Raw genomic sequence first — 24470 nt, 5'->3', positions numbered from 1 at the left:
AATGTTTGAATCGCTACAGGAACGTCTTGGTTCGATCCTGAACGGCCTCACCGGCCGCGGCGCCCTGTCCGAGGCCGATGTCTCGGCGGCGCTGCGCGAGGTGCGCCGTGCGCTGCTTGAGGCCGACGTTGCGCTGGAAGTGGTGCGTTCCTTCACCGACAAGGTGCGCGAGAAGGCCGTCGGCGCCGCCGTGCTGAAGTCGATCAAGCCCGGGCAGATGGTCGTCAAGATCGTCCACGACGAGCTGGTCGGGATGCTGGGCGCCGAGGGGGTCGCCATCGACCTCAATGCACCGGCTCCGGTCGTCATCATGATGGTCGGCCTGCAGGGTTCCGGCAAGACCACGACATCGGCCAAGATCGCCAAGCGTCTTACCGAGCGTCAGAACAAGAAGGTCCTGATGGCCTCGCTCGACACGCGGCGTCCCGCCGCGCAGGAGCAGCTCCGTCAGCTCGGCGAGCAGGTCAAGGTCGCCACGCTGCCGATCGTCGAGGGCCAGACGCCGGTCGACATCGCCCGCCGCGCCGTGCAGGCGGCAAAGCTCGGCGGCCATGACGTCGTCATCCTCGACACCGCCGGCCGCACCCATATAGACGAGCCGCTGATGGTCGAGATGGCCGACATCAAGAAGGTCTCGTCGCCGCACGAAATCCTTTTGGTCGCCGATTCGCTGACCGGCCAAGATGCCGTCAATCTGGCAAAAAGCTTCGATGAGCGCGTCGGCATCACCGGCCTGGCGCTGACCCGTATGGATGGCGACGGCCGTGGTGGTGCGGCACTTTCCATGCGCGCCGTCACCGGCAAGCCGATCAAGCTGATCGGCACCGGCGAGAAAATGGACGGGCTGGAGGAATTCCATCCCAAGCGCATCGCCGACCGCATTCTCGGCATGGGCGACATCATCAGCCTCGTCGAAAAGGCTGCCGAAAACATCGACGCCGAGCAGGCGGCGGCGATGGCCAAGAAGATGCAGTCGGGCAAGTTCGACCTGAACGATCTTGCCGGCCAGCTTCAGCAGATGTCGAAGATGGGCGGCATGGGCGGCATCATGGGCATGATGCCGGGCATGGGCAAGATGAAGGATCAGATGGCTGCCGCCGGTCTCGACGACAAGATGTTCGGCCGCCAGCTCGCCATCATCTCGTCCATGACCAAGGCCGAGCGCGCCAACCCCGATATTCTGAAGCACTCGCGCAAGAAGCGCATCGCCGCAGGCTCCGGCACCGATGCGGCCGAGATCAACAAGCTCCTGAAGATGCACCGCGGCATGGCCGACATGATGAAAGCGATGGGCGGCAAGGGCAAAGGCGGTGGCCTGATGCGTGGCATGATGGGCGGTCTGGCCCAGAAGATGGGACTCGGCGGCATGATGCCAGGGGGCATGGGTGGCCTGGGCGGCACGATGGGCGGCGGCATGCCGGACCTGTCCAAGATGGACCCCAAGCAGCTCGAAGCCTTGCAGAAGCAAGCACAGGCAGCCGGTCTCGGCGGCATGAAGGGTCTTCCCGGTGGCCTCCCAGGTGGCGGTGGTCTGCCTGGGCTGCCCGGCGGCATGAAGCTTCCTGGTTTGCCAGGATCCGGCGGCGGTCTGCCAATGCTCGGCAAGAACGCCCCTGGCAAGAAGAAGTGAGGGCGCGATGAACGAAGAGAAGGACATGGCCGACGCACGCGCGGCGCTGGTCGACTACCGCGCCTCGATCGACAACATCGACGCAGCGCTCATCCACATGCTGGCCGAGCGTTTCCGCTGCACCAAGGCGGTCGGCGAACTGAAGGCATCGCATGGCCTGCCGCCGGCCGATCCGGCGCGCGAGCAGCAGCAGATCGCCCGCCTTCGCCAACTGGCGAAGGACGCCCATCTCGACCCGGATTTCGCGGAGAAATTCCTGAACTTCGTCGTCCGCGAAGTGATCCGCCATCACGAGCATATCGCCGCATCCAACGGCGGAACGAAAACCGGCTGAGGACCAGCCGTAAACCCGAAATCAGCGTTTTAGGAGAAAAGAAATGCCATTGAAAATCCGACTGGCCCGTGCGGGCTCGAAAAAGCGTCCCTATTACCACGTCGTCGTCGCCGACGCCCGTTCGCCGCGCGACGGCCGTTTCATCGAGTCGCTCGGCTCGTGGAACCCGCTGCTGCCCAAGGACGGCGAGCGGGTCAAGGTCGACGCCGACCGCGTCAAGCATTGGCTCTCGCACGGCGCTCAGCCGACCGACCGCGTGCTGCGCTTCCTCGACGAGGCCGGCATCGCCAAGCGCGAGGCCCGCTCCAATCCCAAGAAGGCCGAGCCCGGCAAGAAGGCGCAGGAACGCGCCGCACTTCTGAAGAAGGCGCAGGACGATGCAGCCGCCGCTGTTGCCGCTGCGGCAGCCGCGCCGGCCGAGGCGGAAGCCGCGACCGCCGAATAATCCGCTTTTTATCGCTTACGGAACGGCGGGCGCTTTGCCCGCCGTTTCATTTCGTCGGAGCTATGACGCGGCCCGATCAATAGCCTGCCGGGCAGCGGGCGATGTAGACGCGTCCATAGCGATCGCGATAGCGGCACCGGCCGGGTTCGGTCGCACGACCGATCAGTGCGCCGGCGACGGCGCCGACAGCACCACCAACAACAGCTCCCTCCACCGGGTCATTTGCAACGGCAGCGCCGACAGCAGCGCCTCCCAGGCCACCGACCGCGGCGCCCTGTTCTGTCCGGGAACAGGCTGCGAGCGTGGTTGCCAATATGATCATGACCACCAATTTCTTCATCGTCGCTCCTCCCAAATGGGGTTTTCCGTCCTCGCCCCACATGGTCTAACTCGCAACCGGGCGATTTGATCCACGGACAAGGAAGAAGGGTGGCGGCGCCCTCTCTGGCGGCGCGACCGCCATCGAACGGCTTTTGATGTCGCCGCTACCGGCTGAACGGGATCAGCGAGCGCACCCCGGGATTGCGCAGGAAAAGGCCGCCCCACAGAATGAGGCCGAGATAGACGCCGAACAATGTGTGCGAGAACAGCGGGCTGCCAAGACGCGCGTGGGTCGCGATGGCGCCGCCGAGATAGGCGGTGAGCAGGACGGCGCCGAGCACCGAGGTGCGCGGCACCGCATAGAGCGCGGTCGAGACCAGCCCGACGATGCCGAGCATGCGCGAGACATCGGGATCGGCCGGCCAGCCGAGTTGCACCATGGTCTGGGTGACGACATCGAGCGGCGGCAGCTTGATGACGCCGTCGAAGGTCATGAACAGCACGATGAGGGCGCTGAGCCCGCGGCCGGTCCACAGCGCGCTCGGCGTGACGGATGCTGTTTGAGACATAGTCATTGGTCCTCCGGTTGTTTCGAGCCCTCTTGGCGAGGGTCGAACCAAGGACGCGGCGTGAGGCGGCGATCCGACACGCTTATGATTTTTCCAGCGCACGGTGCTTCGGTGAGCGCGGGAACAAACCCTAGGAAAAATAGTATTTTTTGGCGGAGATCATTTTTGGCGGCGCTTCGCCGAGCGCCTCGAACACCGAGATTTCACAGACGCGGCACAGACCGTCGAGGGCGAGATCGTTGGCCTCGGTGCCGAACGGGTCCTCGAGTTCCTCCGAAAGCGCGTCGAGGCCGAAAAAGGTGTAAGCGATCAGCGCCGTGAACAGCGGCGTCGCCCAACCGGCAGTCGAGGCCAGCCCAAACGGAAGCAGCAGGCAGAAGATATAGGCGGTGCGCTGCAACAGCAGCGTGTAGGCAAACGGAAGCGGTGTTCCCATGATGCGCTCGCAGCCGGCCTGCGCTGCGGCGATTTGCGACAGGCGCTCGTCGAGAATGCGGTAGCCCATGACATCGATTGCGCCGGCCCTGTACAACGCGGCGGCTCGCTCGCCCATCCGCCGCAGCATGGCGTCCGGCGGGTTGGCCAGCTTGGCAGCACTTTCGGCCGCTTCATCGATGAACGCGCGTGCTTCGGTCGTGGCATCGACCCGCCGAAGCAGGCCGCGCAGGAAGTGACAGAAGGCGATCGCCTCCATCAGCAGCCCGCGCAGTTCGACCCGATCCTCGATCAACCCGGTGCTGGCGCGCGCCAGATTGCGAATGTCGAACACAAGCTGGCCCCACAGCTTGCGCGCCTCCCACCAGCGGTCATAGGCGGCATTGTTACGGAAGCCGAGATAGATCGACAGCGCCACACCGAGCAAGGCGAGCGGCGCGGGCCCGGCATTGCCGAGGTCAAGCTGCAGGGCCCTGACCGCCAGCACCACCAGTGCGCCATAAATGCCGAAGCCAAAGATCTGCGGCAGGATGCGCGGCACCACCGAGCCGCGCATGATGAAGAACAGATGCAAAAATCCCGGGTGCGGGCGAACGATCATCGAAACCCCTTTCACGGACCGGCAATGATCCTGGTCGGTTCCATTGTGCGACGCAATACACGCACAAGCCCAGCCGCCAGCGACATGGCGATGTCGTCTTGCCGGTTTGAGGGCAGAGCAGGGCCAGGTGATGCCGGCCCGACGCGACCTAACTGAGGCGCCGGTGCCGCCCCTCATCCGCCTGCCGGCATCCCGGCCCTTCGCTATCGCTACGGGCGTTCGTCGTTCGGAAAGCCAAGCAATTGGCTTTCCGTCCGCTTCGCGGACCACTTCTCACCCCGTGAACGGGGAGAAGGGAGCTAACCGGCCGAAGGCCGAGCCCGCGACTGCGGGCCGCCGGTCGTCCGGCGCCCCCGCGGGGGGCCCGCCGCGGCAGCGGCGATACGGCCCGTGAGCGAAAACTACGCCGCCTTCTTCTTCGGTTGGATCAGCCCGCGCTCGATCAGCAATTCGGCGATCTGCACTGCGTTGAGTGCCGCGCCCTTGCGAAGATTGTCGGAGACGATCCACATCGACAGGCCGTTGTCGACGGTCGAATCCTCGCGGATGCGCGAGATGAAGGTCGCGTCCTCGCCGGCCGAGTCCAGCGGCGTGATGTAGCCGCCGTCCTCGCGCTTGTCGAGAACCTGGCAGCCCGGCGCTTCGCGCAGGATCTCACGTGCTTCCTCGGCGGTGATCGGCTTTTCGAACTCGATATTGACCGCTTCCGAATGGCCGATGAACACCGGCACGCGCACGCAGGTCGCCGTCAGCTTGATCTTGGGGTCGAGCATCTTCTTGGTCTCGGCGACCATCTTCCACTCTTCCTTGGTGAAGCCGTCGTCGAAGAAGACGTCGATGTGCGGGATGACGTTGAAGGCGATGCGCTTGGTGAACTTCTTGACGTCGACCTGGTCGGCGACGAACACCGCGCGGGTCTGCGTGAACAGTTCGTCCATGCCTTCCTTGCCGGCGCCGGATACCGATTGATAGGTGGCGACCACGACACGCTTGATGGTGGCGAGGTCATGCAGCGGCTTCAGCGCCACGACCAGCTGCGCCGTCGAGCAGTTCGGGTTGGCGATGATGTTCTTGCGCGTGAACAGCGAAATCGCGTCCGGGTTCACTTCCGGCACGATCAGCGGCACGTCCTGGTCATAGCGGAAGGCCGACGAATTATCGATGACGACGCAGCCCTGCTTGCCGATCTTCGGCGACCATTCCTTCGAAACGTTGCCGCCGGCCGACATGATGCAGATGTCGGTATCGGAAAAATCATATTGGTCGAGCGCCCTGACCTTCAGCGTGCGATCGCCGAACGACACTTCCGTGCCCTGGCTGCGCCGCGAGGCCAGCGCCACCACCTCGCTCACCGGAAAGCCGCGCTCTTCCAGTATGTTGAGCATTTCCCGACCCACATTGCCCGTGGCGCCGACGATTGCAACCTTGAAACTCATCGAAATCTCCTGTCCTCTCCGCTCGGTTTTTTGGAGAAAACCCGCCGGCCGATGCGGGTTTCAACCCCCGGGCCGGACCCGGGAGAGGGTGGTTAGGCCAAGGGAATCAGACCGTTTTAGTGGTCGTTTTACCGGTTTTTTTGGCCAAGAACGTGGTTTTGCTGGAACGAGCAGACGCGCCGAAACGCCCGGCCCAATGGTTCGCATTGCGGCCCGGGAAGTCGAAGGCAAGAAGCGCCATCAAAAGGCCGCGCATCGAAACTACCCCATTCGGTGCCGGCTTTTACGCGGTTTGCGTAAAGAGTCAATCGCGACGCAGCCAGGCGGCTTGCCCTGTACAATGGCGGCGGCGCGAAGTACGAACGATTGGATCGTTTGGCTCGTGGCGCTCCTGGCGCTCGCCGACGGATGACCCATTGCCGGGCATAAAAGAATCCGAATTCCGAAAGAGTGAAATGTCCAATTTCGAAGCACTTGTCCCCGCGCTGGCAAAGGCGCTGGAAAAACGCGGCTATGTCGAGCTGACGCCGGTGCAGAAGGCGGTACTCGAGCTCGGGCAGGCCGATGCGCTGGTTTCCGCCCAGACCGGCTCCGGCAAGACCGTCGCCTTCGGGCTGGCTCTGGCGCCGACCCTTCTCGACGGCGCCGAGCGCTTTTCCCATCCCGCCGCACCGCTGGCGCTGGCCGTGGCACCGACGCGGGAGCTCGCTTTGCAGGTGACGCGCGAGCTCGAATGGCTCTACGAACTGACCGGCGCAGCGATAGCGTCCTGCGTCGGCGGCATGGACATGCGCACCGAGCGCCGCACGCTGGAGCGTGGCGCCCATATCGTTGTCGGCACGCCCGGCCGGCTGCGCGACCACATCACCCGCAATTCGCTCGACATGTCCGAGCTGAAGGCAGTGGTGCTCGACGAGGCCGACGAGATGCTCGATCTCGGCTTTCGCGAGGATCTGGAATTCATCCTCGACGCCGCGCCGGCCGAGCGCCGCACCTTGATGTTTTCGGCCACCGTGCCGCGCTCCATCGCCACGCTGGCCAAGGGCTACCAGCGCGATGCGGTGCGCATCTCGGCCGCCGGCGAGGAAAAGCAGCATCTCGACATCGAATACCGGGCGCTGAGCGTAGCCCAGGCCGACCGGGAAAATGCCATCATCAACGTGCTGCGCTATTACGAGGCGAAGAACGCACTGGTGTTCTGCAACACGCGCGCTGCCGTCAATCACCTGACCGCGCGCTTCAACAACCGAAACTTTTCCGTCGTGGCGCTTTCGGGCGAGCTGAGCCAGAACGAGCGCAGCCACGCGCTGCAGGCGATGCGCGACGGCCGTGCCAAAGTCTGCATCGCCACCGACGTGGCGGCGCGCGGCATCGACCTGCCCAACCTCGAACTGGTGATCCACGCCGACCTGCCGACCAATCCGGAGACGCTTCTGCACCGAAGCGGGCGGACGGGACGGGCGGGACGCAAGGGTGTCAGCGCGCTGATCGTGCCCAACAATGCCCGCAGGCGCACCGAACGGCTGCTGCAAAGCGCTGGCCTTGCGGCGACCTGGGCAAGCCCGCCTTCGGCCGACGACGTCCTGCGCCGCGACGACGAGCGCATCCTCGCCGACCCGGTTTTCAGCGAGCCTGTGACGGATGATGAACGCGGCTTCATCAATGCGCTTCTTGAGCAGCACGGCCCCGATCAGGTGGCCGCCGCCTTCGTGCGTCTGTGCCGCTCCAGCCGCTCGGCGCCCGAGGATCTCCTAGACGTCGCTCCGTTCACGCCATCGGGCGACAGGCCCTCTGGCGACAGATTTGCCCGTCGCGACGAGGCGCCAAGCCGCCGCGACGATTTCGGCGACAGCGTCTGGTTCTCGCTGTCGGTGGGACGCAGGCAGAATGCCGAGCCGCGCTGGCTGATCCCGATGCTGTGCCGGACCGGCGGCATCTCCAAGCGCGAGATCGGCGCCATCAAGATGCAGCCGGAGGAAACTTTCGTGCAGATCGCGGCGGATTGGGCCGATCGGTTCCTCCAGGCGATCGGCCCGGACCGCAAGCTGCAGAACAACATCGCGGTGAAGCGGCTGGACGGCACGCCCGACCTGTCGCGGGCCGGCTATCAGGAGCCACGGCCGGACAAGAAGCCGCACCGCGGCAAGCGGACGTTCGACCAGAACGCGCCCAAATTCGAGAAGCGCGCACCGTCAGCCGATCAGCGCCCCGCCGCATTCGAGGCAAAACCCTGGGCCGGGAAGGCAGGCAAGCCGAAATTCGACAAGGCCGGACCCGCCAAGAGCAAGAAAGCGAAGAAGCGGCCGGCTTAGCGATTTGCTGGCATCGTTGGCTTATCATGGCCTGCAAGGGCTGGCCCTCGCCAAGGCAATCGATTCAGGTCTGCGCCGCCCCTCATCCGCCTGCCGGCACCTTCTCCCCGTAACGGGGAGAAGCCCGCTGGCCGCAGCCTCGGCGTTCTTTCCGCGATGCCCGCGATTGGCGAAACCGGCGATGACAGCGTCCTTCTCCCCGTCACTATACGGGGAGTGCCCGGCAGGGCGATGAGGGGCGGCGCAGACTTCGACGATTGGTCGTCTCCAACACGAGTGGCGCCCTATCTTTTGTCTGGAGCGATGCTCCCGCGCACGCACCCCTTGCGGTCTGCCGCAACTTTGAACAGTCTGGCCAGCGGGACGAGGGGCAGGACATGCGCGGCGAAGTGCTTCACTATGACGAGGACCAGGGTTTTGGCTTCATCACCGGAGCCGACGGCAACCGCTACACGTTTTCGCGCGAGGATCTGCGCCGTGAGGCGACGATAGGCAGGGGCACAGCCATCGAGTTCCAGCCGGCCGGCGGACGGGCACGCGAGGTTTTTTCGATCCGTGCCCAGGCTGCCAGTCCGCCTGCCGCAACCGCTCAAACCGGCAATGCGCCCGGGGCGCCGCAACAGTTCGGCCGTTTCGCTGACAATGCTCCCGCCACCGACCTTTGGAGCTACTTCCGGCGGGGCCTGACTGAAAATTACTTCAATTTCTCCGGCCGTGCCCGCCGCAAGGAATATTGGGGCTATTGCCTGTTCTGGACGATCGCGCTGATCTTGGTCGTCGGCGTCGGCCTCTTCATCGACGACGTCATGGGCCATCTTGACGATTTGCCGGCAGTGACGGTCGGTCTTTGCGGCGCGTTTGTGCTGGCGACAATCCCGCCTTGGATCGGACTGAACGTGCGTCGCCTGCACGACATCGGCCTGACCGGCTGGCTTTTTCTGGCGGTGCTCATCCCGACCATCGGCTGGCTGATCATCCTGGTCTTCGCGCTGATCCCGACGCAGGCCCGTGAAAATCAGTGGGGCCCGGTGCCGGCGGGGGTCAGGGCCTAGCTGGTCGACACAGCGATTTTGAGGGGCTGGAAGCCAGGCGGACGTCGATCGCCAGCAGGCTTAGCCCAGGAACCTGGCGATGATCGCGTCGCCCATCTCAGCGGTGCCGACCTCGGTCATGCCAGGGGAAAGAATATCCCTAGTGCGCAAGCCCTGGTCGAGCACGGCGGCGATGGCGCTTTCCAGGCGATCGGCCTCAGCCACCATGCCGAAGGAATAGCGCATGGACACGGCGAAGGAGGCGATCATGGCGATCGGGTTGGCGATGCCCTTGCCCGCGATGTCGGGCGCCGAACCGTGCACCGGCTCGTAGAGCGCCTTGCGCTTTTTAGTCTTGGCATCCGGCGCGCCGAGCGACGCCGAGGGCAGCATGCCGATCGAGCCGGTGAGCATGGCGGCGATGTCGGACAGCATATCGCCGAACAGATTGTCGGTGACGATGACGTCGAATTGTTTCGGCCAGCGCACCAGCTGCATGCCGCCGGCATCGGCCAGCATGTGGTCGAGCTTGACGTCGCCATATCTGGCCTTGTGCGTCTGCGTGACGACCTCGTTCCACAGCACGCCGGATTTCATCACATTGCGCTTTTCCATCGAGGTGACGTGGTTCTTGCGCGTGCGCGCCAATTCGAAGGCAACGCCCGAGATGCGCTCGATCTCGAACGTGTCGTAGACCTGGGTGTCGATGCCGCGCTTCTGGCCGTTGCCGAGATCGATGATCTGCTTCGGCTCGCCGAAATAGACGCCGCCGGTGAGCTCGCGAACGATCAGAATGTCGAGCCCTTCGACCACCTCCTGCTTGAGCGAGGAGGATGCCGCCAGCGCCGGATAGCAGATGGCCGGCCTGAGATTGGCGAACAGCTCCATGTCCTTGCGCAGCCGCAGCAGTCCGGCTTCCGGGCGCACCTCATACGGCACCGCATCCCATTTCGGCCCACCGACGGCGCCGAACAGCACCGCGTCGGCGGCCATCGCCTTGGCCATGTCGGCATCGGAAATCGCCGCGCCATGCGCGTCATAGGCGCAGCCGCCGACCAGCCCCTCATCGGTGACAAAACCGCTGTCGAGCTTGACGTTCATGGCGGCGATCAGCTTCTTCACTTCGGCCATCGCCTCGGGGCCGATGCCGTCGCCAGCGAGCAGAAGAAGATTTTTCGAAGCCATCCGGACCGTCCTAATTGTGGCGCATGAAATCGGAATCGATTTCGCAAAGCATCATGCGCAGAAACAAAATTCTACAGCGTCCTTTGCGCGTCTAAAGGATGCGCGGCGCTGTCGTGAGCCGCGGCCTTGCTAAACGCCAAGAGGCTCACGCGCAAGCGTTTGGTTCAGAGCATGTTTGTCGATGAACGCGCCTCGACAAGGTCGCGCAAGCTCCTGCACCGCCGTCGAACTCAGCGCTTGAGTGCCGTCACTTCGATCTCGATCTTCATTTCCGGCTTGTTGAGCTGACAGACGATCATCGTTGCCGCCGGCCTGATGTCGCCAAACACCTCGCCCAGGAGCGGAAAGACGATGTCGACGAAAGCCGCGTCGGTGATGTAGTAATGCGCCCGCACCACATCGGCAATCTCAAAACCGCCGTCCTGCAACGCCTTGGCAATCGTCGCCAGGCAATTGCGCGTCTGCGCCTCGACCGTCTCCGGCATTGTCATGGTCGCATAGTCGTAGCCGGTCGTTCCGGAAACGAAACACCAGTCGCCCTGTACCACGGCGCGTGAATAACCGGCGGCCTTCTCGAAGGGCGAGCCGGTGGAGATCAGTTTTCGCATGGTTCCCTCGCATTTTCCTTAGGAAGGTTGAGCCGAAGAAGTGCCTTCCCGCCATAGGCCAGGCAGGGCGGATCGACGGGGCAAAAAACCTTTGATGTGAAACGACGGTAGAGACATCGAGCGCAATGCGCGTAGCCAGCGCCTGACCCGTCACTTCCCCTTAATGACCTTCCAAATCTCGGTCGGTTGATTGAGCTGGAGGCTGTTGATGTCGGACGCGGTAATTCGGCCACTGAGCACCGCATCGCGCAGGCGCTGACAGAAGAGGCTTGGCATGCGTTCCTGGGACACACCCATGAAGGCGGAGGTCTCATGTTTGAGCGTAATGCTCCATACAGCGACAGCGGCGATGCAGCGGTTGTACCCAGCCTCGGGATTCTTCTTCGCGGTGTCCTGCCCAGTCTGGCAACCTGCCAGCGCGCCGACCATCGCCGGCAAAATCAAAAACCCCAATCTCATAGCAAATTCCCCTGCCCATTGCGAAAGCAGTTGGACAAGATCGCCGAGAGGTCAAGCGAGAAAGCGTCTGGTCTAGTCTTTTGATGTCGGTATATTAGGGGATACAAATAAGGAACCCGGCTTTCACCGGGTTCTACATGTCCTATTCTGATTAGCTCTTTCGACTGCGCGCCGCCAGCGTCCTCAGCCTCAGCGCGTTGAGGCGGATAAAACCTTCGGCGTCCTTCTGGTCGTAGGCGCCGCGGTCGTCCTCGAAGGTGACCAGCGCGTCGGAATAGAGCGTCTTCTTCGACTTGCGGCCGGTGACGATGACGTTGCCCTTGTAGAGTTTCAGCCGCACCGTGCCTTCGACATCTTCCTGGCTCTTGTCGATCATCGCCTGCAGCATCAGGCGCTCGGGCGCGAACCAGAAGCCGTTGTAGATCAGCTCGGCGTAGCGCGGCATGAACTCGTCCTTGAGGTGGGCGGCGCCACGATCGAGCGTGATCGATTCGATCGCCCGGTGGGCTGATATCAGGATGGTGCCGCCGGGGGTCTCGTAGACGCCGCGCGATTTCATGCCGACGAAACGGTTCTCGACCAGGTCGAGCCGGCCGATGCCGTTGTCGCGGCCGAGATCGTTGAGCGCCGCCAGCATCGTCGCCGGCGACAGTTTTTTGCCGTCGAGCGCGATCGGATCGCCCTTCAGGAATTCGATTTCGATCTCGGTGACCTTGTCCGGCGCGTCCATCGGTGAGATGGTGCGCTGGTGGACGAATTCCGGCGGCTCGCTCCACGGGTCTTCCAGCACTTTGCCTTCGGAGGACGAATGCAGAAGATTGGCGTCGACCGAAAACGGCGCGTCGCCCTTCTTGTCCTTCGGCACCGGGATCTGGTGCTGCTCGGCGAAGTTGATCAGGTCGGTGCGCGACTTGAACGACCAGTCGCGCCATGGCGCGATGACCTTGATGTCGGGATTGAGCGCATAGGCCGAAAGCTCGAAACGGACCTGATCGTTGCCCTTGCCGGTGGCGCCATGCGCAATCGCATCGGCGCCGGTTTCTTTTGCGATCTCGACCAGGTGCTTGGAGATCAGCGGCCGGGCGATCGAGGTGCCGAGCAAATAGGTGCCTTCATAGACGGCGTTGGCGCGGAACATCGGGAAGACGAAGTCGGAGACGAACTCCTCGCGCACGTCGACGATGCGGATATCCTTGATGCCCATCATCTCGGCCTTGCGCCGCGCCGGCTCCAGCTCGCCGCCCTGGCCGAGATCGGCGGTGAAGGTGACCACCTCGGCGCCAAGCTCGGTTTGCAGCCATTTCAGGATGATGGAGGTGTCGAGGCCGCCGGAATAGGCGAGCACGACCTTCTTGACGGCTTTTGCTTTCGACATTTGGCTGTTCCGCGACAGGGTTCTTTGCGGGCGAGGTATCACGGCCTTTCCGGGCTGCGCAAGAGACGAACGGTCCCTCGGTCGCTGCTGGCATACTGGATCAGCCCTTGTGCCGGCCAGTCGCTGGTGCGGAGAAGACGCTTGCGCTATAGGCTGCGCTTTCTTTATCCAGGGGCCCGCAGATGTCCTTCATTCCCGACACCACCACGCTGATCCAGTTCGCCATCGCCACCGTGATCCTGGCGATCACGCCGGGCCCCGACATGACGCTGTTCGTGTCGCGCACGCTGAGCCATGGCCGCGCCACCGGCTTTGCCTCGATGGCCGGCGCGCTGTTCGGCACGCTGATCCACACCACGCTTGTGGTGGTCGGCATCTCGGCGTTGATCGTCGCCTCGCCAGCGGCCTTTTTTGTCCTGAAGATTCTCGGCGCTGCCTATCTCGTCTTCCTGGCCTGGCAAGCGATCACCAAGGGATCGGCCTTTTCACCCGAGAAGAAGAGCGGGCCGGAGATTTCACTGTTCCGTGCGTGGGCGGCAGGGCTCGGCGTCAATCTGCTCAACCCGAAGATCATATTGTTCTTCATGACCTTCCTGCCGCAGTTCGTCTCGGCCCATGATCCGAACGCGCCCGGAAAACTGTTCTTCCTCGGCGCGATGTTCGTCGTTTTGTCGATCCCGGTAACAGCGCCGATGGTCTTTGCGGCAGAAAAATTCTCGGCCGCGATGAAAGCAAGCCCGCGGGTGACGCGCGCCGTCGACTATCTGTTCGCCGGGGTGTTTTCGGCCTTTGCGCTCAAGATCCTGACCGCCCAGGCGAAGTAGACCTTCCGGCTTGGCGCCAGCTTCCGGCCGAGCGCCCGGCGCTCAGCCAGTAGAAAATGCCGCCGACCATGCCGCTGCCGATCACGGCAGCGACGACGCGCGGGTCGGTGATCTCGAAGTTGGCGTCGGCGGTCTGGTGGGCGAAGCCGAGGAAGACCGCCGCGACCACCGCGCCCGCCAGCGCATAGAACAGCCAGTCGCGCCGTCCGAGGATTTCCGAAACGAGAATCGCCACCGCTGCCGGCATAAAGGCGAAATAGGCGACGAACAGCGCAACGAAGGGGATTGAAAAAAACAGCGAGGCCGTCGCCGCCGGCTGCACATGCTCCGGCGTATAGCCCAGCGACGCCAGGAACATGGCGTTGAGGAAAGCGCTGGCCGCCAGCGCGGCAACGCCATAACCGATCAGGATGATGGCGAAGCGGATGAAGTAGGCGACAAGGCGGGTCACGCCTCGCCGTGCCCCGCGATCATCATTGCTTCCAGCGCGAGCCGATCGACCTTGCGCATGCGCTCGGACTCCGACTTGAGCTGGCCGCAGGCGGCTAGGATATCGCGGCCGCGCGGCGTGCGGATCGGCGAGGCATAGCCGGCATTGTTGATGTAGTCGGCGAATTTCTCGATCGTCTCCCAGTCCGAGCACTGGTAGTTGGTGCCCGGCCACGGGTTGAACGGGATCAGATTGATCTTGGCCGGAATGCCCTTGAGCAGCTTGATCAGCCCCTTGGCGTCCTCGATCGAATCGTTGACGTCCTTCAGCATCACATATTCGAAGGTGATGCGGCGGGCGTTCGACAGGCCGGGATAGGCGCGGCAGGCGGCGATCAGCTCTTTCAGCGGATATTTCTTGTTGATCGGCACCAAAAGGTCGCGCAGATCGTCATTGGTGGCGTGCAGCGAGATCGCCAGCATGACACCGATCTCCTCGCCGGTGCGGAAGATCTCCGGCACGACGCCGGAAGTCGACAGCGTGATGCGTCTCTTCGACAGGGAAAGCCCGTCGCCGTCGGACGCGATCAGCAGCGCCTTCTTCACCGCCTCGAAATTGTAGAGCGGCTCGCCCATGCCCATCATGACGATGTTGGACACTTTCCGGCCCTCGGCCGGAACGACGGCGCCATCGGGCGTGTCGCGGTCGGGGAAATCGCCGAGCCGGTCGCGGGCGGTCAGAAGCTGGGCGAGGATTTCCTCCGCGGTCAGGTTGCGCACCAGCTTCTGCGTGCCGGTGTGGCAAAAGGAGCAGGTCAGCGTGCAACCGACCTGTGAGGAGATGCAGAGCGTGCCGCGGCCTTCTTCGGGAATGTAGACGGTCTCGATCTCGACCGGCCGGCCGGCGCCGCGCGGCGGAAAGCGAAACAGCCATTTGCGCGTGCCGTCGGAGGAAATCTGCTCCTCGACGATCTCGGGCCTGGCGACGGTAAAATGCTTGTCGAGCTCGGCGCGCAGATCCTTGGAGATGTTGAACATACCGGCAAAGTCGGAGACGCCGCGCACATACATCCAGTGCCAGAGCTGCTGGGCGCGCATCCTGGCCTGGCGCTCCGGCACGATGCCTGATGCAACGAGCGCAGCGCCAAGCTCGGCCCGGGTCAGGCCGATCAGCGACGGTTTTTCCGCCGGCGTGGCGCGCGCGCGCAACGCATCACGGGCGCCCTCAGTGGCAAGGTCGAATGAAAGGGTCATTGTTGCGCCAATATAAGCGATTTACGGCCGATTACAGCATCGTGCCCGAAATGAAGCGCGGCGCATAGCACAGCTTGACGGCGGAGTCATGCAGGGGCGATCTTTACCTTCTTCCCACAAGAGGGGAAGGGAGAGCCGCGCCCGGCCCGGCCCGGCCGCTCATTCAAACCCGGCTTTGGCTATTTGCACCTGGCGATGGACGACAGCGCCGCCGAAATGCCTTTCAGCGAAAAGACATAGGTGGTGGTGTTGCCGCGGCCGGACTTCGCCTGCACCTTCATGTCGCTGCCGGTTTTCATCGCGGCGATCAGCACCGGCTCCTCGGCGGCGTTTTCGACCCAGGCCGACTTGCCGCGGGTGAACATCGAAAAGCTCTTGCCGTCGATGGTGACGGTGGCCTTGGAGTTTTCCTGGAAATTGTAGCCGGCGATGAATTGCGGCTCGTAGGACACTTGCTGTCCAGGCCGCTGGCTGACGAAGAAGAACATGTCGCCATGGTCAAGCGTCGGCGGCTGCTTGTCGGTCGGCACGGTCAACACATAGCAAACCTTGCCGCCCGACGCCTGGTAACTGTAGGTGCCCCAGGCATTGTGCTGGCCGATCTTGGTCGCCGACTGCGCCAGAGCCGGCGCTGTCATGGCCACCAGTGCCAGGCTCGAAATTGTAGCAATCAATCCGCGCATCGCTTTTCCCATATATGGTGCGGAGGCAGGCCGGCTCGGCGTCCTGCCCGTCGCTTCATTTTGATTTAATCTGGGTTACCAAACGGTGAAGTTCCCTCAGGAAAAGGACATCCACCCCAGGAAACCGCCGCCATCCTTGCGCCCGTCGCTCGAAAGCGGCAGTTGCAACGTCCCTTTCGCGACTTGGATGCCACGAAAGCGGCAAGAGTTTGACTTTTCTGCCTTATCGCCGGCTCAGCCGTTGTCGGCAATCGCCTGTTTGGCGGCGAGCCGATGCGCTGATGTGATGTGGGCTTTGACGGTGGTGATCGCGGCGGTCAGCACGGCGATGTCGTCGGTAAAGCCCAGGCCGAGGACGAAGTCGGGGATGACGTCAGCCGGCAGCACGAAATAGCCGAGCGCCGCCACCAGGATGCCCTTGGCGCGCAGCGGCGTGTTCTTGTCCATGGCGCAGTAATAGGCGGCGACCAGTTCCTCCATGAACGGGATCTGCCGGGCAGCCCGCTTGGCCGTGCGCCAGAATTTCTCGCGCACTTCGCTCTCGTCGCCCGGCTTGCCGCCAAAGCCGAAGAAATCAAAACCTGATTTTTGCGCCATCAGTCTCTCCTAACGAGGCTGCGCATGGCGTTCCACGCGCGCCTGCCAGCGGAAAATGTGGTGAAAGCTCCAGCCCACTACAAGAGCTCGGCCGCTCCCCGGCCTGAAAATCGGGGCTACGGCGTCGACAGATCTCCAACGACCTGACCGAAATAGCGGTCCATCGTCCTGGCCAGTTCGAAGTCGAGCGCGGTCAGGCCGCCGGCATCATGGGTGTTCAGCGTCACGTTCACCGTGTTGTAGACGTTCGACCAGTCGGGGTGATGGTCGATCTTCTCCGCCGCCAGGGCGACGCGGGTCATGAAGGCGAAGGCTTCGGAAAAATCGCTGAAGGTGAAGCTGCGCGCGATCGAGCCGCCATCCTCGGCCAGCGACCAGCCGTCGAGCCCGGCCAGCGCCTCGGCGACCGCCTCCCTGCCCAGTTTCTCTCTCGCCATGGTCGCTTCCCGTGCTATCTGGATTTGCAGTCTTCAGCATAGTGCCGGATCGATGAGCGCCAAGCCGATAAAATCCATTCTCTTTGTCTGTCTCGGCAATATCTGCCGCTCGCCACTGGCGGAGGGCGTGTTGCGCGCCGTCCTGGCAGAGCGCGGCCTCGACCGGGATATCCTGCTCGATTCGGCCGGGACCAGCGACTGGGAAGCCGGTTCGGCACCCGACCCGCGCTCGATCTCGATCGCCAAGCGGCACGGCGTCGATATTTCCGGACAAACGGCGCGCAAGCTGGCGCCGGACGATTTTTCGCGTTTCGACCTCATTCTCGCCATGGACCGATCGAATCTCCGGGATCTTAAAGCGCTGGTGCCTGCCGCCATGCGCGACCGTGTCCATCTGTTCCTCGAGTTCGCCGAGGGAAAGGTGGTCGACGTGCCGGACCCCTATCATCAGGGGCCGGAGGCGTTTGCCTCGGTCTACCGCATGATCCGCGAAGCGTCGGAGGCGCTGGCGACGCGGCTCGAGGCACGGCTGTCGGCGCCCGACAGCGGCCAGGCCTCCTCGACGATGTAGGGTCCGCCGCCGACCGAATCGCGCGACGACATCAGGACGAAGCGGCCGACACGGAAGGGCAGCGTCGAAAAATTGCCGCGCGCCGAGAGATACTGGGCGACGTCGAGCGGGCTCGAATTGCGCAACCTGGCCAGCGTCACATGCGGCATGAATTTGCGCGGGTCGGCGGGGATGCCGAGGCGCTGGCAGATGCGCTCGATCTCGGCTTGCAGCGCCGCAAGATCGGGCGAGAAGGAGACGCCGGCCCACACCGCGTGCGGTTTTTTCTGGCCGAAGGCGCCGACGCCGGACAGTGTCAGCGCGAAGGATGGGCGGTGGACACGGTCGAGCGCGTTGGCGATCTCGTCGGCGACATGGCCCTCGACATCGCCAATGAAGCGCAGCGTCATATGGTAGTTCTCGACGTCGATCCAACGGGCCCCGGGCAGGCCGCCCCGGAGCAGGGACAGCGAAAGGGCGGCACCACGCGGTATTTCGAGGGCGGTGAAAAGACGCGGCATGGCAAGCCTCCTGTCCTCGAATCGAACTTTGCCCCTAGCGAATCATCGAAAATCGAGCGGGGCAAGCGGTTTGTTGGTTGCACCTGGCCTAAAATCAAATCGTGCGGGGAATGCGTAGCCTCATCGAAATCCGGTCCCTTCAAGAGTTTCCCTTAACCACGGCAATGGCTTTCTCGACATCCGGCAGTATGCGCTCGACCATGCGGTCGATGCCCTTGGCATTCGGGTGCAGGCCGTCCTCAAGTTGCATAGCTGGTTCGCCGGCGACGCCGTCGAGAAAGAATCGATAGAGCGGGACGCCGTATTTTTCCGCCAGTTTCGGGAAGATAGCGTCAAAGCCGTTCTGGTAGTCGGCGCCGAGATTGGGGGCGGCGCGCATGCCGGCCAGAAGCACGGCGATGTTGCGCTGCTTCAGCTTCGCCAGCATGGCGTCGAGATTTTTTTTGGTGATATCGGGAGAAACGCCGCGCAGCATGTCGTTGGCACCGAGTTCGAGAATGACAAGCTGCGTGCCGTCCGGCACCGACCAGTCGAGCCGCGACAGGCCGCCACTCGACGTATCGCCGGATACGCCGGCATTGGCGACGGTCACATCGTGGCCCTTGGCGCGGAGTGCTGCCTCAAGTTTCCGGGTGAAGCCTTCGTCCGGTCCGAGGCCATAGCCTGCCATCAGGCTGTCGCCGAAGCCGACGATCTTGAACGGCTCGGCGCGCGCCGAAGAAATGGCGCCGCAAATTCCGAGGAAAAGGACGAAGGCTGCGGCAAGTCGGTGTTTGAAAGCCATGCGGCAGGGCCCCATATGACCGAGAACATTATACTGGCGGTAGGCGGAATTCTGCCCTCCCTTTCCCATATAGGACGATTTTATTTTGACAGAAGCCGTCATCGCGCTGAAAAACGTATCGCTGACGCTCGGCGAAGGAGCGTCTTCCGTCCATGTCCTGAAAGGCGTCAGCCTCGACGTGGCAAATGGCGAGGCGACCGGCATCGTCGGGCCGTCGGGCTCGGGAAAGTCGACGCTGCTGATGGTTTTGGCCGGTTTGGAAAGGGTCGATTCGGGTACGGTACGAATCGCCGGCGAATTGCTGAACGGCAAGAGCGAAGATCAGATCGCATCGTTTCGTGGGCGAAACATTGGCATCGTCTTCCAGTCCTTCCACCTCATTCCCAATATGACAGCGCTCGAAAATGTCGCAGTGCCGCTGGAACTAGCCGGCCATGCCGATCCGTTCGGGGTGGCGGCGCGGGAGCTCGAGGCGGTGGGCTTGAGCGATCGCGTCACTCACTATCCCGGCGAATTGTCCGGCGGCGAACAGCAGCGTGTGGCGATCGCCCGGGCACTGGCGCCTTCGCCGCGCATCCTGATCGCCGACGAGCCGACCGGCAATCTGGACCAGGCGACGGGACGGCAGGTCGCCGATCTGCTGTTCGCCAAAGCGGCCGAGCGCGGCATGACGCTGGTGCTGGTCACCCACGATCCGGCGCTCGCCGCACGCTGCTCCCGGCAGGTGTCGATGCGGTCGGGCCGGATCGAGGATGCGCAAGAACCGGTTCCAAAGTCTGGCAAGGTGCCGGCCTGATGCCGCTGTCGCGCACGCTGAAGCTCGCCTTCCGCTTCTCGCTGCGCGAGATGCGCGGCGGGCTGTCCGGCTTCCTGATCTTCCTTGCCTGCATTGCGCTTGGCGTCGCGGCGATCGGCGGTGTCAATTCGGTGGCCCGGGCGATTACCGCCGGTGTCGCCAACGAAGGCCAGTCGCTGCTCGGCGGCGATCTTCGTTTTCAGCTCAATCAGCGCGCCGCGACGCAAGCCGAGCAGGTCTTCCTTGACGGGCTGGGCACGGTCTCGCACAGCGCCAACATGCGCTCGATGGCGCGGCTCGAGGACGGCTCCGACCAGGCGCTGGTCGAAGCCAAGGCGGTCGACGGCGCTTATCCGCTCTATGGCGTGCTGCAGACCGAGCCGGTGCTGTCGAAGCAGGAATTGTTCGGCGAACAATCCGGTGTTTTCGGCGCCGCCGCACCCGACCTTTTGTTCGAGCGGCTGAACCTTCGGATCGGCGACCGGCTGAAGCTGGGCAGCGCCACCTTCGAACTGCGCGCCCGGCTCGTCAACGAGCCGGACGCGGTATCCGACGGCTTCGGCTTTGCGCCGCGGCTGATGATCTCGACGGACGGGCTTGCCGCTTCCGGTTTGATCCAGCCCGGCAGCCTGGTCGAGAACGCCTACAAGGTCCGCCTGCCCGGCGGCACCGGCGAGACGCGCATAAAAGCCATTCAGGATCAGGCGGCGGAGGAGTTTCCCGAGTCCGGCTGGTCGATCCGCACGCGCAGCAATGCAGCACCGGCGTTGTCCGCCAATATCGAACGGTTTTCGCAGTTCCTGACGCTGGTCGGGCTGACGGCGCTGGTGGTCGGCGGGGTCGGCGTGGCCAATGCGGTGCGCGCCTATCTCGACGGCAAGCGCGGCGTCATTGCCACCTTCAAGAGCCTGGGAGCTTCGGGCGGTTTCGTCTTTGCCGTCTACCTGGTGCAGATCCTGATGATCGCCGTGCTTGGCATCACGCTCGGCGTCGTGCTTGGCGCGCTGATCCCGTTCGCGGCGAGCGCGGCGCTCCAGTCGATCATTCCGGTGCCGGCGGAAGGCGGATTCTATCCCGGCGCGCTCGGCATGGCGGCGCTGTTCGGGCTGCTGGTGACGCTGGCTTTCGCCTTGCTGCCGCTCGGCCGGGCGCGCGACGTGCCGGCGACGGCGCTGTTTCGTGAAATGGGTTTTGAGGGCCGCGGTTTTCCGCGCCCGCTCTACACGGCGGCGGCGCTCGGCATCGCGCTGCTGCTGGCGGCGCTGGCCATTCTGTTTTCCGGCGACCGCTACATCGCCTCGATCTTCGTCGGCGCCACCGTTTTTGCTTTCTTGGTGCTGCGCCTTGTCGGCGCGCTGGTGCAGTGGGCCGCCAAAAGGAGCCCGCGCGTTGGCTCGACGGTGCTCAGGCTCGCCATCGGCAACATCCATCGGCCGGGCGCCTTGACGCCGTCGGTGGTGCTGTCGCTGGGACTGGGGCTGACGCTTCTGGTGACGCTGGCGCTGATCGACGGCAATCTCAGGCGGCAGATTTCCGGCAGCCTGCCGGAGCGGGCGCCGAACTTCTTCTTCGTCGATATCCAGAGCAGCGATGTCGATGCGTTCTCGGAGCTGGTCGGCACGGAGGCGCCGCAAGGCACGCTGGTCAAGGTGCCGATGCTGCGCGGCCGGGTGATGGCGCTGAACGGCGTCGACGTCGACAAGGTCAAGGTCCCGGCGGAAGGGGCCTGGGTGCTGCGCGGCGATCGCGGGCTGACCTACGAGGCCAGAATTCCTGCGAATGCGACGCTGACCGAAGGCACATGGTGGCCGGACAATTATGCCGGCGAGCCGCTGGTGTCGTTTTCGGCCGAGGAAGGCAAAGAGATCGGACTGAAACTCGGCGATACCGTCACCGTCAACGTGCTCGGCCGCAACGTGACGGCGAAGATCGCCAATTTCCGCCAGGTCGAGTGGGAGACGATGGGCATCAATTTCGTCATGGTGTTCTCGCCCAGCACATTTGCCGGCGCGCCGCACAGCTGGCTGGCGACGCTGACCGAAAAGGGCGCGTCGCCGGCCGACGATGCCCGTCTTCTCAACGCCGTCACGCGTGCCTTTCCCGCGGTGACGACAGTCAGGGTCAAGGACGCGCTCGACATCGTCAACCGGCTGGTGGCGCAACTCGGCACCGCGATCAGGGCCGCGGCCGGCGTGGCGCTGATCGCCTCGGTGCTGGTGCTGGCCGGCGCGTTGGCGGCCGGCAACCGCGCCCGCATCCACGATGCGGTGGTGCTGAAAACGCTTGGCGCGACCAGGAAGACGCTGATCGCGGCCTTTTCGCTGGAATACATGCTGATCGGCCTCGCCACTGCGATCTTCGCGCTGGCGGCAGGCGGCATTGCGGCGTGGTTCGTTGTCGCGCGCGTCATGACACTGCCGTCGCATTTCATGCCCGACGTGGCGGTGGCAACCATCGTCTTTGCCTTGCTGGTCACGGTCGGCATCGGCCTCGCCGGCACCTGGCGGGTGCTGGGCCACAAGGCGGCGCCGGTGCTGCGCAATCTCTGATCTGCAAGGATCGGCAAGCTCAACGCGACCGGGATTTGGTTAAATCTTGTTAATGTTGGGCTTCGGACGGCCGATAAATCCGGATTTTTGCTACTTCACGAAGCATTACGCCCGGTTACGGTCTTGTTCTTGACGCCAATAACCATCATATTTCGCGGCAGGCATGCTGGAGCCCCGCCAGCGGCGCCTCGGTCCAGATCGACCGGACACCGGACGGGGCAGAAGCAATATGAGGATTTCCATGGCTGAACCCGTTCGCAATTATCAGACGCGTGCCGTGCCCGGCGTCGGCGTCGATGCTGCTATCGACCAGGGCCTGCGCGCTTATATGATCAAGGTCTACAATCTGATGGGGCTTGGCCTCCTCATCACCGGCCTCGCCGCGGTCGGAACGATCATGCTGGCCACCACCACCGATCCGGCTTCGGCGGTCGCTACGCTGCCGAACGGCGACATGCTGACATCCTTCGGCTACGCGATCTTCGGCTCGCCGCTGAAATGGCTGGTGATCTTTGCCCCCCTGGCAGCGGTGCTGTTCCTGTCGTTTCGCGTCCAGTCGATGAGCGTTTCGGCCGCGCAGACGACGTTCTGGGTCTATGCCGGCCTCGTCGGCCTGTCGCTGTCGTCGATCTTCCTGGTCTACACCACCGCCAGCATCTCGCAGACCTTCTTCGCCACCGCCGCCGCCTTTGGCGGATTGTCGCTCTACGGCTACACGACCAAGCGCGATCTTTCCGGGCTCGGTTCGTTCCTGATCATGGGCGTGGTCGGTCTGATCATCGCAAGTGTGATCAACATCTTCCTGCAGTCGTCGGCGCTTTCCTTCGCCGTTTCGGCGATCGGCGTGCTGGTCTTCGCAGGGCTGACCGCCTACGACACGCAGAACATCAAGGAGATGTATTTCGAGGGCGACGAGACTGATGTCGCCGGCCGCAAGGCGATCATGGGCGCTCTGAGGCTCTATCTCGACTTCATCAACCTGTTCATGTTCCTGCTGCAGTTCATGGGCGATCGCCGTTAACAACGGCCCTTTGAGTCTGTGGACCAGCGAATTTGGAAAGGGCGGCCCAACGGCCGCCCTTTCTTTCTGTGCCGGCCTTTGCTGTGATAGAAGGCAGATGAACGGCTTGCATAAATTATGAGCAGCATCACGATACGCGGCGCGACACCGGCCGATCTCGACCGGATCACCGACATCTATGCCGATGCGGTGACCCACGGCACGGCGAGCTACGAACTGGAGCCGCCTGATCGTGCCGAGATGGGCGAGCGCTTCGACAGTTTGATAGCGGGCGGCTTTCCCTATCTGGTGGCGGAAAAAGACGGCATCGTGCTCGGCTATGCCTATGCCGGCCCCTTCCGGGCGCGGCCTGCGTACCGGTTCATCGTCGAAGATTCTGTCTATGTCGCGCCCGAGGCCAAGGGCCATGGCATCGGGCTGAAGCTGATGCAAGGGCTGATCGCGGCGGCCGAGGCGGCGGGCTTCCGCCAGATCATCGCAGTGATCGGCGACGGTCGGCCGGACAGTGCCTCGGTCCGGCTGCATGAAAAGCTCGGCTTTCGCCATTCGGGCCGTCTGGAAGGCTCCGGCTACAAGCTCGGACGCTGGCTCGACACGGTGTTCATGCAACTGCCGATCAATGGCGGGTCTCAGGTTCCGCCCGATCCCAACTCACTGCCGGAACGGAGATTCCGGAAGCAAAACCAGTAGTCAGGCCTCGACCAGTTTCAGCGTGCGGTCGAACACGCCAAGCACGCGACCAAGTTCCTGGCCGCGCTTGAGGATGCGGCCGCCGGCGGCAATGACGGCGAAAGCGCCTTGCCGGCGCGCCAGCTTCGGATCCTTGACGATCTGGAACAGCGGCACCTCGCTGGTGCGACGGAAGACGGAAAAGACGGCGCGGTCGGCAAGATGGTCGATGGCGTAGTCGCGCCATTCATTGGCGGCGACCATGCGCCCGTAAAGCCTCAGGATCTGGTCCAATTCACGCCGGTCGAACCGCACCGGCTGGTCGAGGCGTTCACGTCTTGCCTCATGCAGCGGGATCAGTATTGCGGATGCGTCCCCATCCTCCGTCCCACTGCCGTGATCAGTCATGCCTCGATCCCTTCGAATGAATCTTACACTAATCAAAGTTGGCGCTTTCGCCATGGAATTGCAAGCCCGGCTGGGCAAAGGCTGGCGGCGCAACGTTTCCGCGGTGTCCAGTCACGTTTATAAAAACGCCCGTTGAAATTGGTGATGCTTCGCCACAATCCTGCCTTATTTTTACCGCGCTATTGCCCCAATCTCCGACGAATTTAC

The 24470-nt window shown here is 63.5% G+C and carries 28 protein-coding genes; 11 read left to right on the top strand and 17 right to left on the bottom strand.

What is annotated here, in order from left to right; translation table 11 throughout:
• Position 1: 1 nt before the first annotated feature.
• The 3 genes from ffh to rpsP are packed head-to-tail and all read left to right on the top strand — an operon-like array spanning position 2 to position 2409.
• A complete protein-coding gene (gene ffh, locus AC0L3D_RS13235) occupies positions 2–1630 on the top strand; it encodes a signal recognition particle protein (protein WP_287173065.1) in 1629 nt (542 codons plus the stop codon).
• 7 nt (positions 1631–1637) lie between these two features.
• Positions 1638–1964, top strand: a complete 327-nt coding sequence (locus AC0L3D_RS13230) for a chorismate mutase (RefSeq protein WP_023803766.1) — start codon at positions 1638–1640, stop codon at positions 1962–1964.
• 43 nt (positions 1965–2007) lie between these two features.
• Positions 2008–2409: a 30S ribosomal protein S16 gene (gene rpsP, locus AC0L3D_RS13225; RefSeq protein ID WP_027153676.1), complete on the top strand. Its 402-nt coding sequence runs from the start codon at positions 2008–2010 to the stop codon at positions 2407–2409.
• Positions 2410–2485: 76 nt separating this feature from the next.
• On the opposite strand, the gene AC0L3D_RS13220 is transcribed toward rpsP, so the two are convergent.
• The 5 genes from AC0L3D_RS13220 to AC0L3D_RS13200 all read right to left on the bottom strand — a co-directional run bounded on the left by AC0L3D_RS13220 (position 2486) and on the right by AC0L3D_RS13200 (position 6027).
• Positions 2486–2749, bottom strand: coding sequence for a YMGG-like glycine zipper-containing protein (locus tag AC0L3D_RS13220; protein ID WP_287173062.1), 264 nt, complete (start codon positions 2747–2749; stop codon positions 2486–2488).
• 145 nt (positions 2750–2894) lie between these two features.
• Positions 2895–3305 (bottom strand): DoxX family protein, encoded by a 411-nt coding sequence (locus AC0L3D_RS13215; RefSeq protein WP_091592141.1) that lies wholly within the window; start codon positions 3303–3305, stop codon positions 2895–2897.
• Between the two features lie 124 nt (positions 3306–3429).
• Complete coding sequence (locus tag AC0L3D_RS13210) at positions 3430–4335, bottom strand: bestrophin family protein (RefSeq protein WP_473644609.1); 906 nt, start codon at positions 4333–4335, stop codon at positions 3430–3432.
• Between the two features lie 401 nt (positions 4336–4736).
• On the bottom strand, positions 4737–5771 hold the full coding sequence (locus AC0L3D_RS13205; RefSeq protein ID WP_473644607.1) for an aspartate-semialdehyde dehydrogenase: 1035 nt from the start codon (positions 5769–5771) through the stop codon (positions 4737–4739).
• 106 nt (positions 5772–5877) lie between these two features.
• Positions 5878–6027 (bottom strand): hypothetical protein, encoded by a 150-nt coding sequence (locus tag AC0L3D_RS13200; protein ID WP_236378928.1) that lies wholly within the window; start codon positions 6025–6027, stop codon positions 5878–5880.
• Between the two features lie 199 nt (positions 6028–6226).
• Between AC0L3D_RS13200 and AC0L3D_RS13195 the strand changes: the two genes are divergently transcribed.
• The gene (locus AC0L3D_RS13195) at positions 6227–8083 is read left to right on the top strand and encodes a DEAD/DEAH box helicase (protein WP_473644605.1); all 1857 of its coding nucleotides are present in this window, start codon (positions 6227–6229) and stop codon (positions 8081–8083) included.
• A 377-nt stretch (positions 8084–8460) separates the two neighbouring features.
• The gene (locus AC0L3D_RS13190; protein WP_287173057.1) at positions 8461–9135 is read left to right on the top strand and encodes a DUF805 domain-containing protein; all 675 of its coding nucleotides are present in this window, start codon (positions 8461–8463) and stop codon (positions 9133–9135) included.
• Between the two features lie 60 nt (positions 9136–9195).
• On the opposite strand, the gene leuB is transcribed toward AC0L3D_RS13190, so the two are convergent.
• The 4 genes from leuB to AC0L3D_RS13170 form a co-directional block, all read right to left on the bottom strand.
• Positions 9196–10299, bottom strand: coding sequence for a 3-isopropylmalate dehydrogenase (leuB, locus tag AC0L3D_RS13185; RefSeq protein WP_473629472.1), 1104 nt, complete (start codon positions 10297–10299; stop codon positions 9196–9198).
• A 230-nt stretch (positions 10300–10529) separates the two neighbouring features.
• Positions 10530–10907, bottom strand: coding sequence for a RidA family protein (locus tag AC0L3D_RS13180; protein ID WP_287173054.1), 378 nt, complete (start codon positions 10905–10907; stop codon positions 10530–10532).
• A 150-nt stretch (positions 10908–11057) separates the two neighbouring features.
• Positions 11058–11366, bottom strand: a complete 309-nt coding sequence (locus AC0L3D_RS13175; RefSeq protein ID WP_473609742.1) for a hypothetical protein — start codon at positions 11364–11366, stop codon at positions 11058–11060.
• A 151-nt stretch (positions 11367–11517) separates the two neighbouring features.
• Positions 11518–12741 carry an argininosuccinate synthase gene (locus tag AC0L3D_RS13170; RefSeq protein ID WP_287307724.1) on the bottom strand — a complete coding sequence of 408 codons (1224 nt, stop codon included), beginning with the start codon at positions 12739–12741 and terminating at the stop codon, positions 11518–11520.
• A 182-nt stretch (positions 12742–12923) separates the two neighbouring features.
• Here AC0L3D_RS13170 and AC0L3D_RS13165 point away from each other — a divergent pair, with 182 nt between their 5' ends.
• On the top strand, positions 12924–13565 hold the full coding sequence (locus tag AC0L3D_RS13165) for a LysE family translocator (RefSeq protein ID WP_287173053.1): 642 nt from the start codon (positions 12924–12926) through the stop codon (positions 13563–13565).
• Here the strand turns inward: AC0L3D_RS13165 and AC0L3D_RS13160 are convergent.
• From AC0L3D_RS13160 to AC0L3D_RS13140, 5 genes are all read right to left on the bottom strand, one after another.
• Positions 13537–14016, bottom strand: a complete 480-nt coding sequence (locus AC0L3D_RS13160; protein WP_473644604.1) for a hypothetical protein — start codon at positions 14014–14016, stop codon at positions 13537–13539. The genes AC0L3D_RS13165 and AC0L3D_RS13160 overlap by 29 nt on opposite strands.
• Entirely contained in the window at positions 14013–15248 is a 1236-nt protein-coding gene (gene rlmN, locus AC0L3D_RS13155) for a dual-specificity RNA methyltransferase RlmN (RefSeq protein WP_473644602.1), read from the bottom strand. The genes AC0L3D_RS13160 and rlmN overlap by 4 nt, the downstream gene beginning before the upstream one ends.
• Before the next feature lie 179 nt (positions 15249–15427).
• A complete protein-coding gene (locus tag AC0L3D_RS13150; RefSeq protein ID WP_091592451.1) occupies positions 15428–15931 on the bottom strand; it encodes an invasion associated locus B family protein in 504 nt (167 codons plus the stop codon).
• A 234-nt stretch (positions 15932–16165) separates the two neighbouring features.
• Positions 16166–16528 carry a YkvA family protein gene (locus AC0L3D_RS13145; RefSeq protein WP_023803329.1) on the bottom strand — a complete coding sequence of 121 codons (363 nt, stop codon included), beginning with the start codon at positions 16526–16528 and terminating at the stop codon, positions 16166–16168.
• A gap of 116 nt (positions 16529–16644) precedes the next feature.
• Positions 16645–16965, bottom strand: coding sequence for a 4a-hydroxytetrahydrobiopterin dehydratase (locus AC0L3D_RS13140; RefSeq protein WP_027153690.1), 321 nt, complete (start codon positions 16963–16965; stop codon positions 16645–16647).
• A 52-nt stretch (positions 16966–17017) separates the two neighbouring features.
• Between AC0L3D_RS13140 and AC0L3D_RS13135 the strand changes: the two genes are divergently transcribed.
• A complete protein-coding gene (locus AC0L3D_RS13135; RefSeq protein ID WP_473644600.1) occupies positions 17018–17536 on the top strand; it encodes a low molecular weight protein-tyrosine-phosphatase in 519 nt (172 codons plus the stop codon).
• Here the strand turns inward: AC0L3D_RS13135 and thpR are convergent.
• The gene (gene thpR, locus AC0L3D_RS13130; protein ID WP_473644598.1) at positions 17440–18036 is read right to left on the bottom strand and encodes an RNA 2',3'-cyclic phosphodiesterase; all 597 of its coding nucleotides are present in this window, start codon (positions 18034–18036) and stop codon (positions 17440–17442) included. The two genes, AC0L3D_RS13135 and thpR, sit on opposite strands and share 97 nt — an antisense overlap.
• 139 nt (positions 18037–18175) lie before the next feature.
• Positions 18176–18820, bottom strand: a complete 645-nt coding sequence (locus tag AC0L3D_RS13125) for an arylesterase (protein WP_473644596.1) — start codon at positions 18818–18820, stop codon at positions 18176–18178.
• Positions 18821–18905: 85 nt separating this feature from the next.
• Here AC0L3D_RS13125 and AC0L3D_RS13120 point away from each other — a divergent pair, with 85 nt between their 5' ends.
• From AC0L3D_RS13120 to AC0L3D_RS13105, 4 genes are all read left to right on the top strand, one after another.
• Positions 18906–19616 (top strand): ABC transporter ATP-binding protein, encoded by a 711-nt coding sequence (locus AC0L3D_RS13120; RefSeq protein WP_473644594.1) that lies wholly within the window; start codon positions 18906–18908, stop codon positions 19614–19616.
• Positions 19616–22165 (top strand): ABC transporter permease, encoded by a 2550-nt coding sequence (locus AC0L3D_RS13115; RefSeq protein ID WP_473644592.1) that lies wholly within the window; start codon positions 19616–19618, stop codon positions 22163–22165. The genes AC0L3D_RS13120 and AC0L3D_RS13115 overlap by 1 nt, the downstream gene beginning before the upstream one ends.
• A 241-nt stretch (positions 22166–22406) precedes the next feature.
• Positions 22407–23186 carry a Bax inhibitor-1/YccA family protein gene (locus AC0L3D_RS13110; protein WP_128187253.1) on the top strand — a complete coding sequence of 260 codons (780 nt, stop codon included), beginning with the start codon at positions 22407–22409 and terminating at the stop codon, positions 23184–23186.
• A gap of 117 nt (positions 23187–23303) precedes the next feature.
• Complete coding sequence (locus AC0L3D_RS13105; RefSeq protein ID WP_473644590.1) at positions 23304–23876, top strand: GNAT family N-acetyltransferase; 573 nt, start codon at positions 23304–23306, stop codon at positions 23874–23876.
• Here AC0L3D_RS13105 and AC0L3D_RS13100 read toward each other — a convergent pair whose 3' ends face one another.
• Positions 23877–24263 (bottom strand): DUF2794 domain-containing protein, encoded by a 387-nt coding sequence (locus tag AC0L3D_RS13100; RefSeq protein ID WP_023803338.1) that lies wholly within the window; start codon positions 24261–24263, stop codon positions 23877–23879.
• Positions 24264–24470: the final 207 nt, after the last annotated feature.

It is taken from the genome of Mesorhizobium sp. WSM4837, from assembly GCF_055811435.1.
This window is presented reverse-complemented; position numbering and strand designations above follow the sequence as displayed.